Source organism: Nocardia sp. NPDC005998, assembly GCF_040614395.1.
Lineage (GTDB): Bacteria > Actinomycetota > Actinomycetes > Mycobacteriales > Mycobacteriaceae > Nocardia.
This window is the reverse complement of the sequence record NZ_JBEXUI010000003.1, coordinates 150,873-167,832: the sequence shown is the minus strand read 5'-3', so window position 1 is coordinate 167,832 and position 16,960 is coordinate 150,873. Positions and strand designations below refer to the sequence as shown.

The 16,960-nt window shown below is 66.1% G+C and carries 14 protein-coding genes; 10 read left to right on the top strand and 4 right to left on the bottom strand.

What is annotated here, in order from left to right; translation table 11 throughout:
- Positions 1 to 58: 58 nt before the first annotated feature.
- Positions 59 to 514, bottom strand: a complete 456-nt coding sequence (locus tag ABZ293_RS07200) for an A24 family peptidase (protein WP_355178158.1) — start codon at positions 512 to 514, stop codon at positions 59 to 61.
- Positions 515 to 615: 101 nt separating this feature from the next.
- Positions 616 to 1,638 carry a glycerophosphodiester phosphodiesterase gene (locus ABZ293_RS07195; protein ID WP_355178528.1) on the bottom strand — a complete coding sequence of 341 codons (1,023 nt, stop codon included), beginning with the start codon at positions 1,636 to 1,638 and terminating at the stop codon, positions 616 to 618.
- A 166-nt stretch (positions 1,639 to 1,804) separates the two neighbouring features.
- Here ABZ293_RS07195 and ABZ293_RS07190 point away from each other — a divergent pair, with 166 nt between their 5' ends.
- The 4 genes from ABZ293_RS07190 to ABZ293_RS07175 are packed head-to-tail and all read left to right on the top strand — an operon-like array spanning position 1,805 to position 4,346.
- Positions 1,805 to 2,932, top strand: coding sequence for a Xaa-Pro peptidase family protein (locus ABZ293_RS07190; RefSeq protein WP_355178156.1), 1,128 nt, complete (start codon positions 1,805 to 1,807; stop codon positions 2,930 to 2,932).
- A 43-nt stretch (positions 2,933 to 2,975) separates the two neighbouring features.
- Positions 2,976 to 3,539, top strand: coding sequence for an elongation factor P (gene efp, locus ABZ293_RS07185; protein ID WP_355178154.1), 564 nt, complete (start codon positions 2,976 to 2,978; stop codon positions 3,537 to 3,539).
- Between the two features lie 34 nt (positions 3,540 to 3,573).
- Positions 3,574 to 4,083 (top strand): transcription antitermination factor NusB, encoded by a 510-nt coding sequence (gene nusB / locus ABZ293_RS07180; RefSeq protein WP_355178152.1) that lies wholly within the window; start codon positions 3,574 to 3,576, stop codon positions 4,081 to 4,083.
- Positions 4,080 to 4,346 (top strand): YciI family protein, encoded by a 267-nt coding sequence (locus ABZ293_RS07175; RefSeq protein WP_355178150.1) that lies wholly within the window; start codon positions 4,080 to 4,082, stop codon positions 4,344 to 4,346. The genes nusB and ABZ293_RS07175 overlap by 4 nt, the downstream gene beginning before the upstream one ends.
- A gap of 269 nt (positions 4,347 to 4,615) precedes the next feature.
- Here ABZ293_RS07175 and ABZ293_RS07170 read toward each other — a convergent pair whose 3' ends face one another.
- Positions 4,616 to 5,572: an NADP-dependent oxidoreductase gene (locus ABZ293_RS07170; protein ID WP_355178148.1), complete on the bottom strand. Its 957-nt coding sequence runs from the start codon at positions 5,570 to 5,572 to the stop codon at positions 4,616 to 4,618.
- 293 nt (positions 5,573 to 5,865) lie between these two features.
- On the opposite strand from ABZ293_RS07170, the gene ABZ293_RS07165 reads away from it, so the two are divergent.
- From ABZ293_RS07165 to ABZ293_RS07150, 4 genes are all read left to right on the top strand, one after another.
- Positions 5,866 to 6,507, top strand: coding sequence for a TetR family transcriptional regulator (locus tag ABZ293_RS07165; RefSeq protein WP_355178146.1), 642 nt, complete (start codon positions 5,866 to 5,868; stop codon positions 6,505 to 6,507).
- A gap of 69 nt (positions 6,508 to 6,576) precedes the next feature.
- Positions 6,577 to 7,473, top strand: a complete 897-nt coding sequence (locus ABZ293_RS07160; protein WP_355178144.1) for a hypothetical protein — start codon at positions 6,577 to 6,579, stop codon at positions 7,471 to 7,473.
- Complete coding sequence (locus ABZ293_RS07155) at positions 7,474 to 8,190, top strand: hypothetical protein (RefSeq protein ID WP_355178142.1); 717 nt, start codon at positions 7,474 to 7,476, stop codon at positions 8,188 to 8,190.
- Positions 8,172 to 9,128, top strand: a complete 957-nt coding sequence (locus tag ABZ293_RS07150; RefSeq protein ID WP_355178140.1) for an inositol monophosphatase — start codon at positions 8,172 to 8,174, stop codon at positions 9,126 to 9,128. Before ABZ293_RS07155 ends, ABZ293_RS07150 begins: the two co-directional genes overlap by 19 nt.
- Here the strand turns inward: ABZ293_RS07150 and ABZ293_RS07145 are convergent.
- Positions 9,111 to 10,370, bottom strand: a complete 1,260-nt coding sequence (locus ABZ293_RS07145) for an SLC13 family permease (protein ID WP_355178138.1) — start codon at positions 10,368 to 10,370, stop codon at positions 9,111 to 9,113. The genes ABZ293_RS07150 and ABZ293_RS07145 overlap by 18 nt on opposite strands.
- Before the next feature lie 105 nt (positions 10,371 to 10,475).
- Between ABZ293_RS07145 and ABZ293_RS07140 the strand changes: the two genes are divergently transcribed.
- A complete protein-coding gene (locus ABZ293_RS07140) occupies positions 10,476 to 16,199 on the top strand; it encodes a TIR domain-containing protein (RefSeq protein ID WP_355178136.1) in 5,724 nt (1,907 codons plus the stop codon).
- 117 nt (positions 16,200 to 16,316) lie between these two features.
- Positions 16,317 to 16,874 carry a DUF4334 domain-containing protein gene (locus ABZ293_RS07135; protein WP_355178134.1) on the top strand — a complete coding sequence of 186 codons (558 nt, stop codon included), beginning with the start codon at positions 16,317 to 16,319 and terminating at the stop codon, positions 16,872 to 16,874.
- The last annotated feature ends 86 nt before the right edge of the window (positions 16,875 to 16,960 follow it).

Sequence of the window (16,960 nt, the reverse complement as noted above, 5' to 3'; positions counted from 1 at the left end):
CGGCACGCGGCCCGACGTGATGACCGGCACGCTCGGGCGTCCCGCGCCATGGGTTCGGCTAGCCATGTGCCGCCGCCAGGCTCAGTACCGTCGCCAGGCACATGGCGGGCCCATGGGGCAGCGCCCGCGGACCGGCTCGATTAACGCCCGATCGAATCCGCCATAGGGTCAGCACGGCCAGTCCGAATGCCGCGGTGAGGACCGGGGCCGCAATAGCCGCCCGGACCCACACCTGTGCACCGCCGAGCGCGGCGACCGCACCGAGTCCGACAGCGAGCTTCACATCACCCGCTCCGAGCGCGGCGGGTGCGATCAAGTGCACCAAGAGATAGGGCACCGCGAGCAGGACAGCACCGACTGTCGCTGCTGTGAATTGTGTTGTGAACAGCGCATATCCGAAGATGATCACGGCACCGGACGTGGTGAGCGCATTGGGTAGTCGGCGCTGCCGGAGATCGACTGCGGTGAGGGCCGCGCACCAGGCCACCAGCAGGGCAAAGGCGATGGGAGGCATGGCTTCCAGCCTCGTCCGCCTCGTCCGCCGATGCAGCCCCGATCTTTGGATTGGGGATAACCGATCGATATGTGAACATCGATCGGCTCGCTCGAGCGCAGCTATCGATAGGCCGGCGGAAGCGGAAGCCCCTTCTCCTGGAGCACTTCTCGCATGACATCCGGATAGTCGGTGATGACGCCGTCGACACCGGTATCGATCTGCGCCGCGATGGTGGCCTTATCGTTCACCGTCCAGGGAATCACCCGCAGCCCGAGGCGGTGGGCGTTGTCGACATAGGCCCGGTCGGCGATGAGGGCGAATCCGGGCTCGCCCGCCTTCTTGCCGTAGGGGACCGAATACCCGGGTGAGACGATATCCGCGCCGAGAGCCCGCACCGCGGCGAGCGGGTCACCGGGGTGATCCTCGTAGCGAACCGGTCCGAGCCAGCGCGAGCCGGCGTGGAAGGTCGTGTCGTCATAAAGCGCGACGAGCGGTATCGACGGCGCGGCCTTGCGCACCAGCGGCAAGGTCCGCCAGTCGAAGCTCTGGATCTCCACGGCATCGGTCTTTCCCGCCTGTGCGACCGCGGCGAGGATGGTGTCGACGAACTCCTGCGGCGCAGCAGACTGTTCGGTCTTTTCGGCCTCGATCTTGGTTTCGATATTGAAGCGCACCCCGTCCGCGCCGTGCGTACTGACCAGGTCGAACAGCTGGGGCAGCGTGGCGATCCGGTTGCCGGGAACCGCTTGCTGGCGCGGAAAATTCGGCAATGTGCGGCTGCCGCAGTCCAGCGTCTGGGTCTGGGCGTAGGTGAGATCGTGAATCACCTTGCCCACGTAGGGGAATTGCGGGTCACCGGGGAAGGCGGGCGCGGTGTCAGTGCATTTCTCCGCGAGCACCACCGGGTCGTGCCAGATGAGCGGCGTCTTGTCGGCGGTGAGCACGATATCGAGTTCAAGGGTGGTCACGCCGAGCCGCAGCGCCTTGGTGAAGCCGTCCAGCGATTCCTCGATGGTGAGGCCGCGCCCGCCGCGGTGCGCCTGCAGGTCGATCGCGGTGTGGGTGTCGTGCTCGGTGGTCTGCGAGGACGACTCGCAGGACGCGACCATGCCGATCGCGAGCACTGCCGCAATGCCGGAAATCAGGCCGCGTCGCATCCGCATGGTCGTCGACATGGGCTCGAACGTAGCAATCGGAGCTGTCGGAGCGGCTTCGGGGACGGGAGATTGTGCCGAATACGTCGGGTACGGCACGGGTTGTGCCGATGTTTTATGCGGAGTCACGGCGTGTCGGCGGTAGTTTTGACACATGTCTGCTTATCCCGCGGGCCGTAGGCCCGACTACGCGGCGCGTCGTGGTGCGCTGCGGAGTCTGCTGGTGGAAAACGAGGTCGATGCGCTGTTGGTCACCGATCTGGTGAACATCAGGTACCTGACCGGTTTCACCGGGTCCAATGCCACCCTGGTGGTGACCTCGTGGGATATGCGTAATGCCGAGGAGCGCACGGTGATCGGGACGGACGGGCGCTACCTGAGCCAGGTCGCCGAGCAGGTGCCGGACCTGCGCGCCGAAATCGCCAGGGCCACCGCTCGGCGCATCGTGGAGCTCGCGGGTGAGTGGCAACTCGGCCGGGTCGGCTTTGAGAGTCACGTCGTCACGGTCGACCAGCATCGGGGATTCATCGCGCAGAAGACCGGTTTGGAGTTCGTCGCCACGCCGGGGCTGGTCGAACAGTTGCGCATGGTCAAGGACGCTTACGAGATCGAGCAACTGCGCGCCGCCTGCGCAGCGGGTGACGCCGGGTTGGCGACCCTGCTGGAACGTGGTGGCCTGCGGCCCGGCCGCACCGAACGTCAGGTCGCCAGGGATCTGGAGTGGGCGATGTTCGAGCACGGCGCCGACGCGGTCGCCTTCGAGACCATCGTGGCGACCGGTGCGAATTCCGCCATTCCGCATCATCGACCCACCGACGCGGTCCTCGCCACCGGTGACTTCGTCAAGATCGACTTCGGCGCCGTGGTCGGCGGCTACCACTCCGATATGACCCGAACCTTCGTGCTCGGCACCGCCTCCGACTGGCATCGCGAGGTGTACGCGCTGGTCGAGGCGGCGCAGCGGGCCGGGCGCGAAGCGCTGAAGCCCGGCGCCCAGGTCAACGATGTGGATGCGGCGGCACGCGCGGTGATCGAGGAAGCCGGGCACGGGAAGCTGTTCGTGCACGGTCTCGGGCATGGTGTCGGACTGCAGATCCACGAAGCGCCGGGAATCGCCAAAACCGGAACCGGTACACTTCTGTCTGGCGTGGCGGTGACCGTCGAACCAGGTGTGTACTTCCCCGGCCGCGGCGGCGTCCGGATCGAGGACACGCTCGTGGTGCGCGAGGGGGGCCCGGATCTGCTCACCAACACCAGCAAAGACCTGACCGTCGTCGACTGACGTCGGTTGCCCAAACATTCATGAACTAGGAGATCCGAGAACAGTGGCGGACACCAGCGACTTCAAGAACGGCCTCGTGCTGAAGATCGACGGTCAGCTCCAGCAGATCGTCGAATTCCAGCACGTCAAGCCGGGTAAGGGCCCTGCATTCGTGCGGACCAAGCTGAAGAACGTGCTGTCCGGCAAGGTCGTCGACAAGACCTTCAACGCGGGCGTCAAGGTGGAGACCGCCACGGTCGACCGTCGCGATATGACCTACCTGTACCACGACGGCACGGATTACGTCTTCATGGACGGCCAGACCTTCGACCAGATCTCCATCGCCGAGGAGACCATCGGCCCCAGCGCCCGCTTCCTGCTGGAGAACATGGTCGCGCAGGTCGCCACCCATGAGGGCGCGCCGCTCTACGTCGAACTTCCGGTCACCGTCGAGCTCGAGGTGCAGCACACCGATATCGGCCTGCAGGGCGACCGCTCCACCGGCGGCACCAAGCCTGCCACCCTGGAGACCGGCGCCGAGGTGCAGGTCCCGCTGTTCATCAACACCGGCGACAAGCTGCGCATCGACTCGCGCGACGGCAGCTACCTCGGCCGAGTCAACGCCTGATCGCCCCTCCAGGCAAACAGGGATAATGACTGCTGTGGCGGAACAGCCCGTAGACAAGAAGTCCACGTTCAAGAAGCTCGGCGCGCGCCACAAGGCCCGCCGCCGGGCGGTCGACCTGCTCTTCGAAGCAGAAGCGCGCGACGTGGACGCGGCCGACCTGCTCAGCGAGCGGGTCGAACTGGCCACCCAGGATCAGGCGGTCGCCCCGGTGCACGCCTACACCCGGACCCTGGTCGAGGGCGTCGCCGACGATCTGGATCGGGTGGACGGCACCATCGAGTCCTATCTCAAGGATTGGGAGCTGTCCCGGCTGCCTGCCGTCGACCGGGCCATTCTGCGCATCGCGGTGTGGGAGTTGTTCCACGCCAACGATGTTCCGCCGGTGGTCGCCGTCGACGAGGCGGTCGAGTTGGCCAAGGAGCTGTCCACCGACGATTCGCCCGGATTCGTCAATGGTGTGCTCGGCCAGGTCGTGCTGGTGGCCCCGCAGGTGCGCGCCGCCGCCGCGGCGACCAGGGCGCCGCGTCCGGAGCCGCAGGCGTGACCAATAAGTACCTGGTCATGGCGATGCGCAAACCATCTTTCGACCCGGCCACCATCGAACCGCACCGGCAGTTTTTGAACGAGCTGTTGGAGCGTGGGCAGTTGGTGGAGAGCGGACGGTTCACCGACGGCTCCGGCGGTGCCTACGTGATCCGCGCCGAAAGTCTGGAAGCCGCCCGCGAGATCGCGTTCACCGACCCGGTGCACACCACCGGGTCGTCGGAACTCACCGTGTACGAGTGGGAGATCGCCGTCTCCGCTTGATCGTCACTCGCGCAGCCGCGCACCGAAATGGTGTGCGGCTGTTGGCGTTTCAGGCTGTGCATGGGCTGCGCCCACCCGCGCTCCCACTGGTGGGTGTACTGGCCCAGTGGGAGCGAACCGCGAGTCATCGACGCTGACCGGCTCGCGGATTCGGGGGTGCCGGGCTCGGCGGCGCGCTTCGACGTGCGCCGCATTCGGCGAACCTGGGCACGGATCGATCTTGGTTCCTCAACTGCACTCGAGGTCAAGGAGCCATGGTGTGGCCTGGGTCACTCGGCAACGGTGAGCACGATCTTCCCTGTGGTTCGGCCCTGTTCGATCAGTCGGTGTGCCTCGGCCACCTGTTCGAGCGGCAGCACCGTTTCGACGTGTGGGCGCAGTTGATTCTTTTCGACCAGATCGGTCAGTGATTCGAGGTCCGCGCGGTCGGGTTCAACCAGGAAGGTGCTGGCACGCACGCCGAGTTCGGCCGCGCGCTCGTACATTCCGGGTGTCCATGCCGCCTGTCCGTTGACGAGAATGCCACCGGGACGCAAGGTTTCGAGCATGCGCAGCGCCGGATCGCCGCCGTACATCTGGATCACGATATCGACATCGCGGACCGTGGCGGCGATATCGGTCGTCGTGTAGTCGATGGTCTCGTCGGCGCCGAGTTCGGCGAGGAAGTCGTGCTTGGCCGAGCGCGCGGTGCCGATTACATAGGCCCCGAACGACTTTGCGATCTGCACGGCGAGGTGGCCGACCCCGCCTGCCGCGGCGGATACCAGAACGCGCTGTCCGGGAGCGACTTTCGCGATGTCGACGAGCATCTGCCAGGCCGTCAGCGCGGCCAATGGCAGTGCCGCCGCCTCGGTGAAACTCGAACCCGTTGGCATGCGGGCGAATTGGTGCGACGGCGCGGTCACATACTCCGCGTAGGCGCCCGCCGCGCGCGGAAACCACGGCATGCCGTACACCCGGTCGCCGGGCCGGAACCGGGTCACGCCGTAGCCGACCTCCTCGACGATTCCGGCGACATCCCAGCCGTTGACGAAAGGCAGCGTCCGCGCATCGGCGTACGCCCGCCCTTCCCTGCTGAAGCAATCGACCGGATTCACCCCCGCCGCAATGACTTTCACCAGCACTTCGGTGTACAGGGGTCTTGGCCGCTCGATGTCCACGAGTCGCATGGTTTCGGGCCCACTCCAGTGCTCCTGCTGAATAGCGCGCATGATCTGTCCTCTCATCTAAACAAAGTGGACGCTCGTCCCAAGTTTTCGAGCGGCCGATGTGTCCACAGATCTGCCGATTCTGTGCCAACTCTGCACTGCAATCCGCCTCTCCGGTAGCGGTAAATGCTGCCGATTGGCGGCGCTAGCTTGTGGCTACGGTGAACTATGTGGACAGTCGTACTATTACTTGTGCCCGAAGTTGTCTGTCAAGACCAGGCGAACGACAGGATGATCCAGATAATTCTGTGCAAAACAACTGGGACAACCGTCCGTCGACTATGCTCGACCTCGACGAAAGGCAGGTACCGATGACCGTCGAGACCAAGGTCGACAAGCGTTTGGAGCGCGGTGAGCGATCCCGCCGCGTCATCCTCGACCGCGCGATGGATATCGCCTCGGTCGAGGGCCTGGAAAGCCTGTCCGTCCGGCGCCTGGCAACCGAACTCGACCTCAGCAAGAGCGGCGTCTTCGCGCACTTCGGCTCGAAGGAGGAACTCCAGCTCGCCACCGTCCGCGCGGCCGTCGAGGTCTTCGTCGCACATGTGGTGAAGCCTGCGCGACGCGCACCCGCTGGTATCCGCCGCGTCCGGGCGCTGGCCGAGTCCTGGCTGGACTATGCCGCCAAGCCGTACTTCAGCGGTGGCTGCTTCTTCCTGTCCGCCGTCGCGGAATTCGATGCCCGTCCGGGCCGGGTGCACGACGCCGTGGCCGCATCGCGGCGAGACTGGTTGCGGCTCTATGAAACCACCGTCGGCGAGGCCGTCGACCTCGGTGAGATCGCCGCCGATAACGAGCCCGCCGACCTCGCCTTCGAACTCGACGCCATCGCACGCACCGCGGCCCAGGACGCGCTGCTGTTCGGCGAATCGGCCCCCTACGACCGAGCCCGCCGACTCCTCACCGCGCGACTGGACGCCGTGTCGACGCACCGGTCCGCCAGCGGGACTTGACGGTTCGCTCGCTGCGTCGACACCGGTGCACCTATCCTGGGTGGAAACCCAAGGGGAGGCCGAAAACCTATGGCACGGGTGCTGATCTGGCTGCGGAACAATATCGACGGTCTCGTCGCCTTGGTTCTGGCGGTCATCTTCGGTGTGATCTCGCTGATCGATATCGGCTTCTTCGATGCGGATCTGATCAACGCCGTCATCCTGCTGGTGCTCGGTCTGCTGGCCACCACGCTGCTGCGTGATCGGCACCTGTCGGCCAAGGCAATTCGGGATTCGAATTCGGTGCAGCTGCTGTACGGTCCGGAGATCGGGCACGCGCATACCCTCGCGCGGCGTGGCACCGAACAATGGCTGTTCAAAGGCGGCACCGGGACCTATCTGCGGGCCGTCACACTGCGCGAATGCGTCGAAAACGCCCGCCGCGAACAGCGTCCGCTGCGGATCCAGGTCGAGGTCCTCGATCCGACCAATGAGCAGCTGTGCAAGACCTATGCGCAATTCCGCTCGTCGCTGGTCCCGGAGGCCGACCGCACCGGCGAACTGTGGACCACCGAACGCACTCGCAAGGAGTCCTTCGCGACGGTCCTTGCCGCCTGCTGGTACCGGCAGCGCTTCACCTTCCTGACCATCGATGTCGGTCTGTCGACGGTGATGACGACCTTCCGCTGGGACCTGTCGTCGAGTTGCGTCATTGTCACCCAGGACAATCCGAACACCCCGGCCCTGATGTTCGAACGGGACAAGCCCTACTACCGGGACTTCAACCGGGAACTGGTGGCTAGTTTCAAGCAGGCCAGGCAGGTGCCGCTCAGCCGCAGCGAGGAGCTGCCGCTGGCCGATGAGCCGTCCGTCGATCAGACCCGCGGGCTGTTCGATGCGCTCGGTCTCGCACTACCGGCCTCCTACACCGATCGCGATGTCGCCGATATCGTGCGCCGCGCGCTACAGCCGAGGAATCCGTACTGAATGAACGACTACGACCGTCTCCTAACGCTGATCGGCTCCGACGCGGCGGGGCGCGTCTCGTCGAGCGAGCGGCGCGCGGTCGCAAACGGCACCGTGCGCCGCTGGACCCACGACCTGATGACCGGTGTGCTGGACGGTCGCGTCGAGGTCAGCCCGGTCCGACATCCGTTGGGGTTCCTGTGCTTTCCGGTCTGGCGTGGCGGCGGTCGCGGCGTCTGCGTGCACGTCTGGACCGCGGGTCTGCGCGCCGAGCCGACGACCTCGCCGATGCACGCGCACAGTTGGGATCTGCTGAGCGCTGTGCTATATGGCCAGGTCGGCAACCAGATTCTCGACGTGACAGGTGCTACGGATCGGCCGACGCACCGGATATTCGAAATCCACAGTGCCGCCGATGGTGACGTGGTGCGCGCGACCGCGCAACTGGTCACCAGCCGTACCCGATCGACCGAGCACTTCCACTCGGGCGATGTATACACGTTGCCGCACGGGGTATTTCACGTCTCCGACGTACTGGGCGAGGCGGCCACCGTCGTGCTCGGCGAGGCTCGACCCGGCCGACCGGACCGATCGCTCGGTGGCCTCGCCACCGCCGACCACTGGGTGCACCGAACCGCGTGCACCACAACCGAAATCCGGCAGGCCGCCGAGACCGTGCTGGATCATCTGAGTACCGTGCCGGAACAGCTGGAGGACCGATGCGAGCGAGCGACGTGATGAATCTGGCTGCCCCCCAGGTGAATCGGGCCGACGCGGTCCGGATCGGGGCATTGCGCGAAAAGCCGCCGGAGGCGATCCTCGCGCTCGCGCGGTCGGTCGCGGTCGAGGCGGCGGTCGAGGCGGGTCGGGCGATTCGTGCGGGTCTGGCCGGATCGCTGACCGTGCGGGTCAAGGATGCGGCCGGTGATCTGGTCACTGATCTGGATGTACGCGCCGAACATCTCATTGTCGGCCATATACGTCGGGCCTTTCCCGATCACCGCATCCTCGCCGAGGAGTCGGGTCTCGATGGGGTGGACGATGCCTGGTGCTGGGTCGTCGATCCGCTGGATGGCACCAATAACATCGCCATCGGCCTGCCGGTCTGCACTGTTGGTATCGCCCTGTGCCACAACGGAATCCCGGTACTCGGCGTAATTCACGAGCCGGTATCGGACCGCACCTGGTCGGCCGTGCGCGGCGGCGGCGCGATCGGACCCGGCGGCCCGATCCGCCGCCCGCCACATCGGTCCAGCGCATCCGCGCCGACTCTGGCCTGGTTGCAGGGGTATCCGGTGGGTCGCACCGATGCGGCCGCACGTGCCCTGCGTCTGTCCCTGGAATCCGGCTCGCGCCGGCTGATCCAACTCTGGTCGCCGCTGTTGTGCTGGGTCATGCTCGCGCGCGGCGATATCGACGGCTTCGTCGGCTATCGCGCCGGTTTTGTCGATCTCCCGGCCGGAACCTTGCTTGCCCGCGAATCCGGCTTGCACCTTACCGATTTCGACGGCGCACCGCTCGATGATCGCCTGGATCTGCCCATCGGTGAGGTGAGCTTCATTGCCGCGAGCGGCGAAATGCTCCCGGAGCTGACGCTACTGGTCAAGTCGGCCGCCGACGTCATCGTCACCGGTCTGCCGGGCCGAGGTGAAGTGCGCCTATCCGGTCACGAGTAGTGCCGCGACCGCTCCTGCCGTCGCGACCACTGCCAGCCCGAGGCCGGTGAGCACGAACCGCAGCATCGGCACCCGCACCCCATGCTTCCGGCAGAACTCCAGACACAGCAGTGTGGCCAGCGACGCCCACGGCGTCACAATCGGCCCGATATTCGTGCCGATCAACAAGCCGAGTAACTGATCCCCATGATTTTCCGGAATGACCGCCTCACCGGCCGTATAGGCCGGAAGATTATTGGCGATATTGGATAGTCCGGCCCCGGCCCCGGCCGCGCGGAAGGCCCCGACAGTGCCGGAGTCGTCACCGATCAGCGCGCGCATCGCATCGGCGAGACCGAATCGGCTCAGCGTCGGCACCAGCAGGAAGAGTCCGACCACGAAAACCAGGAGTTGCCAGGGGATCAGCGACCAGCGCAGCGAGGATCGGTCCAGGATCGCGAAGGCCGCCACCGCGATGGCGGCGGCGAGGGTGGCAGCGATGCCGATCCGGTCACCCACGAACGGTATGGCCAGGATGAAAAGCAGACATGCGCCCGCCGTCGTGTAGAGCAGCGTGCGCTCACTGGCATTCTCCGGGCGGATCGGCTCCGGCGGTACGTATCGGTCGGTCTCGCGTCGACCGCGCCGCCAATACCAGATCCAGAGGCACACCATCGTCGCGATGATCGATACCAACTGCGGCGCCCACATCCGCGCCGCGAAATCGGTGGCGCGCAACGCGACTCGATCGGCGGCGAGGAGATTGGTGAGATTGGAGACCGGCAGCAGCAGACTCGCCGTATTGGCCAGCCAGAGCGTGGTCATCGCCAAGGGCAGCGGCGGAATGCGGGCCGGTGTGGCCAGCGCGAGCATAACCGGGGTGAGCAGGACGGCGGTGGTATCGAGATTGAGCAGGGTGGTGGTCGCCGATGCGAAGAGCACACAGAGCAGGAACAGCGCCGGATAGTAGCCCCGGCCCAGAATGGCCAGCCGGTGGGCGATCACATCGAAGACCTTCGCCTGTCGGGTGAGCTCTGCGAGAATAATCACACTGCACAGGAACAGCAGCAGTGGCCCGATCCGGCGCATATTGTCGGCGGCCTCGGCCCGCGGCAGCAACCCGGTTGCCACACACAGCAGCCCGGCCGCGAACAGTCCGAGCCGGACCCGATCCAGCGTGCTCAGCCCCCATCTGGCCGCCGGTGCGGGCGTCAGGGCACTCGACGGCGGGTTCTCCGCAGTGGAATCGACCTGTTCGGACACATGCCCCATCATGCAGCATATCGGCTGGGGCACTTCTCTATTCGCCTCGCTTCGCATTGATCTTCTTCCGTTTGGTGTGGCGACCCCTCGGGGCATACTGATGCTGTGACTTCGGGCGGGCGGCGGGACTTCTTCATCAGCTATTCACCGGCCGACGAGCGTTGGGCCACCTGGTTGGCCTGGCAGTTGGAGAGCGCTGGCTACACCACCCTCATCCAGGCCTGGGATTTTGTACCGGGCACGAACTTCATCGATTTTATGGATCGCGGCGTGCGCGAATCGGCGGTGGTGCTGGTCGTGCTGTCGGAGAACTATCTCGGTTCGTATTACGGAACCATGGAATGGCAGGCGGCCTACCGAACCGATCCGGGCAAGCTGATGCCGGTGCGCATCGCCGAATGCGCACTGGAGGGCCTGCTCGCCACCATCACCTATCTGGATCTGGTACGGGTGCCCAGCGCCGATGAGGCGCGCCGAATCCTGCTGGAGCGGGTCGGACATCTACTCGCGGGGCGGGCCAAGCCGCCGTCGGAACCGGGCTTTCCGCATGATGGCCCTGCCCATGGGTTGGACCGGTTCGCCGCCGAAACCCTTTCGGACACTGTCGAATCCGTGCTGCGCCGCCGCACGCCGGTGTCGGCTCCGGCCTTTCCCGGTGCCGCGCAGCGCGACGAGCAGCGCACCGGCATTTCGGTGCTGCACGTGGCGGGACCACGATTCGGTCGCGGCCTGCTCGGTCCGGACGAGCCGAGCACCGCGGCCGAATTGCAGGCGCGCATCCACGCAAATGTCACCCATCTGGTGAATCAGGGGGTGACCAAGCCGGATCTGATCGTGGTCTCGGGTGATATGACCGAATCCGGCCGTCCACGCGAGGTCGACGAGGCGCTGACCTTTCTGAGCGGACTGCGCACGCTACTCGGTCTCGGTCCGGATCGGCTGATCGTGGTGCCCGGCAATCACGATGTATCCAAACCCGCCTGCCACGCGTACTTTCTGGGCTGCGAGGCCCGCGATCGCAAGCCGCAGCCGCCGTACTTCCCGAAGCTGGAGCAGTACGCGCGGATGTTCGCCGCGCTATATCAGGGGCTGGATCACCTCGTCTTCGATGTCGGACAGCCATGGACGCTGTTCCCGATTCCCGAATTGCGTGTCGTGGTGGCCGGATTGAATTCCACCATGGCCGCAACCCATCTGCCCGAGGACGATTACGGCCGGATCGGGGAACCCCAGGCGGCGTGGTTTGCCGAGCGGCTGCGCCCGTTCGAGGAGAACGGATGGCTGCGCCTCGGCGTCATCCGGCACGATCCGCTGCCCGGTGCTGGTACGCCCGCGCATGATCCGGATCTGCTGCGCGACGCCGACACCCTGTCGCGGCTGCTCGGCAGCCGGTTGAATCTGCTGGTGCACGGCCCGGGACCCGGCGGGCCGCATCTGGATCGGCTCGACGGCACACTACCCGTGCTGCCCGCCGCCGCGCCGGGCCGCGATGAGATCATCCAGCTCACCGCCGCGGGACTGGCCCGGTTCTCCGGACGGGGTGATACGACCGGGCAACTCGAATTGGACTGGTTGAAGACCACGGCTGCGCTGCCAACGGCCAAACAACCCGAACTCCTCGGTCCGGACGAGCCCGAACTCCCCGAACCGCCCGCCGAGGCACCGGCGGTCGACCCGCACGGGCGGCTGCTCGAGCGCGTCGCCGAGGTATGCGAAACCCGTTATCCCGGTGCGAAAATCCGCTGCGTCGAGGTGGAGCCGCCGCATCTGCTCATTACCAGGGAGGACGACGAGGTCATCGCCCAGTGGCGCATCGGTGTGCACGTCGGCGATATGACGCGGCAGGTGGTGGAGGACTTCCTCGGCCACGATCCGGAATACGGTTCCGAACTCGTCTATCGCGGTGCGGCGCCGCCGCGTTCACTGCGCGAGGAGGCCGCCAGCCATGGTCTGCGGGTGCGCAGCTTCACCGAATTCCAAGGCCTGCTCGATCTGGACGACTATCTCACCCATCAGGCGGCGCGGTTGCGTAGCGATCGCACCTATCCGCCGGATCTGTATGTGCCGCAACGCTTCCGGATCCTTGAACATGGTGACCAACTGATCCGTGACGATCTGGTGGGTGAACTGATGAAAGTGGTCGCCGCCGACCACGGCAGATTCATCCTGGTACTCGGCGATTTCGGCCGCGGCAAAACCTTCGCGCTGCGCGAATTGGCCAGGCGCATCACCGAAACCATGCCCGCGCTGATCCCGATCCTCATCGATCTGCGTGCACTGGACAAAACGCATTCGGTGGACGGTCTGGTCGCCGCACATCTGGCCAACCACGGTGAGGATCGGATCGATCTCAAGGCGCTGCACTACATGCTGCGCGAGGGTCGCGTGGTGCTGCTGTTCGATGGTTTCGACGAACTCGTCACCCGGATCAGCTACGACTTCGCCGCCGACCATCTGGAGACCCTGCTGCAAGCCGCGGTCGGCAAGGCGAAGATCATTGTGGCGAGCCGGACCCAGCATTTCGAATCCCGCGCCCAGGTGCTCACCGCGCTCGGCGAAAGGGTCGGGCTGCTCCAGGATCGACGCATCGTCAGCATCGAGGACTTCGCCCCCGCGCAGATCCACGCCTTCCTGACCAACCGCTACGACGGCGATGCGCGCCGCGCGGATGCCCGAATGGGGTTGATCACCGGTATCGAAGATCTGCTCGGACTCGCACAGAATCCGAGAATGCTCGGCTTCATCGCCGATCTGGACGAACGGCGGCTGCGCGCGGCCGCGGGCGCCAAGCAGGCGGTGGGTCCGGCCGGGCTGTACCGGGAGATCCTGGAATCCTGGCTGACCTATGAGGCCGACCGGACCGCGGGCGTCGCCGGCGCGCTGCCCGGGCTGCGCCTGCACGAATTGTGGCTGGGGGTGACCGCATTCGCACTGCGCATTTGGGAGACCACCGAACCGTATCTGCGGCTATCCGAATTGACCGACGTGGTGGCGGGTTTGGCCGAACTGACCGGGTCGACGCGCCTGTCGGTGCAGCAGTCGGCACATGCCATCGGCTCCGGCAGTCTGCTGGTGCGCACCGAGGACAACCTGTTCGGCTTCATCCATTCCTCGGTAATGGAATGGTTGGTGGCCAACCACATCGCCGAACAGTTCGAGGTCGGAACCGCAGCGCCCGTACAGCTCGCCCAAGCGCCGCTATCGCAACTTTCGATCGACTTCCTCTGCGATCTCGCCGACAACCGGGCATTGCGCGCATGGGCCGACGGTGTGCTTGCGGACCAGGCGGCCGATGATGTCTCGCGCACCAATGCCATTCGGGTGACAACCAGGCTGCGTACCGCGCCGACCGCGGACCTGCGCGGTGCGAGCCTGGTAGGGGAAGATCTGTCCTACCGGGATCTGCGCGATGTCGATCTCACCGGAGCCGACCTCACCGGCGCCCGGTTGGTCGGCACCAACCTGGACCGCGCCGTATTGCACGGTGCGCGACTGGTCGGCGCCCGGCTCGACGAGGCCAGCCTGGTCGGCGCGGATCTCGGCGAGGCCGATCTGACCCGTGCGCGACTGGTGCACACCGATCTGACCGGATCGCGGGCGAGCGGCAGCCGCTGGACCCGCGCCGCCCTGATCGATGTCACCGGCACCCCCAGCGGCACCGATCTGCGCGGCGCGGCCTGGGTGCCCGGGGCCGCGGCACAGACCGAATTCGCCCCGGCCGCAATCGGAGTCCGGCACGGCTTCCACGCCAGACACGGCAGACTGCCGCAGCCGGTCGCCTACAATCCGGACGGCGGCACCCTCGCCATCGGCAGCGATGACGGCGGCGTGCTCATCTGCGACAGCGAGACCGGTAGACCGCTGCGCACGCTGCAGACACATCGGGCCAGAGCCTTCGCGGTGGCCTTTACCGAGACGGTGCTGATCACGGGATCAGGTGACGGCACCGTCGCCATCTGGGATGCCGCCACCGGTGAACTGCGCCGAATTCTGCAGGGGCACAAGAACTGGCCATGGCCCGTGGTACTCAGCCCCGCCGGTGATCTGCTGGCCACCGGCGACGCCGAAGGGGTGCTGCGCCTCTGGGCACTGCCCAGCGGCGAACTCCGCCACGAATGCCGCCCCGCCGCCAGTGACCGAGAACTGATCTACAGCCTGGCGATTCACGGACCACTTGTCGCGGCCGCCTACCGAGACGGGACCGTACGGCTGTGGGACATCGAAACCGGCAGGGAGAGCGGCCAATTCAGCGGTGCCTCCGGCTCGGTGTTCCGGATCGCGTTCAACCCGACCGGTGAGCTGCTCGCGGTCGGCGGCGTCGACGGCACGCTGGCGCTCTGGGATCCGCTGAGCTGCCGCAAGATTCGCGATCTGCCCGGTCATACCGGACGGGTGTACACCGTGACCTTCCATCCGAATCTGCCGATCCTGGCGAGCGGCGATACCGATGGCGGACTGCGGCTGTGGGATGCCGACACCGATGTCGAACGACAGGCGCTGACCGACCACAGTGCGGCCATCTACTGGCTGGCCTTCGATCCGTCCGGCGAAGTGTTGGCCTCGGGCGACAGTGCTGGGCTGGTGTGCCTGCGCGTCAGCGCGACCGGGGAACTGCGGCACCGGCTCACCGCACACACCGGCTCGATCTGGCCGTTCGCCTTCCGCCCGGACGGCGCCCAACTGGCCATTACCGATGACCAATTCACCACCCGACTCTGGGATCCGGTCACCGGCACCTGCAAACACACCCTGACCGGTCACGGCCGCCAGGTCCGCACCGTCACCTTCAACACCGACGGCACACTGCTCGCCGGAGTCGGCAACGACGGTGTGGTGCGGCTCTGGGACCCGGTGACCGGTCGGCTGGTCCGCAGGCTGATCGGCAGCGAGGATCGTCTGCTCACCTTCGAATCGGCGGTGTTCAGCGCGGTGCGGCCGCAGCAGCTCGGCATGGTCGGCAATGACGGGCGGCTCAGCCTGTTCAATCTCGATACCGACCTGTACGAGCGACACATCACTGTCGAATCCGCGCCGATCTGGGCGATTGCCTTCGACCCCACCGGCGACTTCGTGGCCACCGCCAACGACGACGATACGGTGATCATCTGGGTGCGCACCACCGGTGCGCTGCACGCCGTCTGCGCCGAACATCGCGGGCGGGTGCGCTCGATCGCATTCAGTGCCGACGGCACGCTGATGGCCACCGGCTGTGACGATTCCATCGTGCGGCTCTGGGATGTGCGCTCCGGCCGGCTCCTGCGGGCGCTGCGCGGACACCGGGACCGGGTGTATGCGGTCGCCTTCCACGACGATCGGGTGGCCAGCGTCTCGTGGGACACCACGGCCCGCATCTGGGATATCGAATCCGGCGACGCGCTGCACACCCTGACCCGGCACACCGGCCGACTGTGGACCGCCGCGGTCGACCCGCACACCGGCACCTTGGCCACCGGCGGCGACGATCTGGTCGTCCGACTGTGGGATATGGCATCCGGACGTCATCTGCATACGCTCGAAGGACATAAGCGCCGGGTCTGGTCGCTGAGCTTCGACCCGTCCGGCCGGGTATTGGCCAGTGGTGGCGATGACGGGAACATCATCGTGTGGTCGCGTCCGCAGGGTGATGTCGGCGTCGTGCCGTCGATCCGGGCGATTCTGCTCGGTCTGACCGAAGGATGGGCGGCGCTCGCGCCGGATGGTCGCTACAAGTTCGAAGGCAATACCGCCGGACAGTTCTGGCATGTCATCGGTATGTCGCGGTTCGAATCCGGGGAACTCGACCCCTATCTGCCGGAGGTCGGGCAGATCGCGGCCGACGCGCCCTTCTGAGGCTGGACCTGCTGCCTTCCCGGGTAGGGGATTCGGTCCGGGGTGGCGGTCGTACCGAGTCTTTGAGAGACAGATAGGGTTTCTCTTGCAATGTTTCGGTCGGTGAGAGGGTTGCAGATGGCCGAGGTGGGAGACGCGGGGTCGGCCGCTGTCGAGCTGGCGGAACTGCCCGGTGGTCGGTGCACCGCGGAGCATGCGTGGGAGCTGTTCGATCGTTTGCCCGCGGCCAGGGTCGCAGAGGTCACGCTCGGGCGCTGGCGGGGCGAGGAACTCGATACCGGACATCCGTTCGCAGGAGTGCTCGTCGCCTCGGGCTGGTACGGCAAACAGTTCGACGATCCGGATTCGGTGCATCCGCTGCTGTTCGCCGACGCATCGGGAAATATTTTCGCTGTCGATCCACGCCGGGTCCCCCTCGGCCTGGCTGGCAAGGTGCCGGTCGCGGGTGTCGAGGCGGTGCGGAAGTTATTGCCGGTGATCGGTCCGGCAATCCGAACACGCAGGCCCGCAGCGCGTTTGCGCGATATCGAGTACCGCGGTGTGGTGAGTGCCGCGATGGTCTACGACCACCTGCCGATCATCGACCACTTCCGGCGCCTAGCTGCGGATACGCTGCTCGGGGTCATGGATATGCGGGGGATTGGCGAGCCATACTTCTTCATCCTGCGCCGCTGACCAGCTGTTATCGGCGGGTTTCGGTTGGCGCGGTGACGATTTCCGGACCTTCGCTCGGCCACCCGGCCTACCATGGAGCTGAGCCA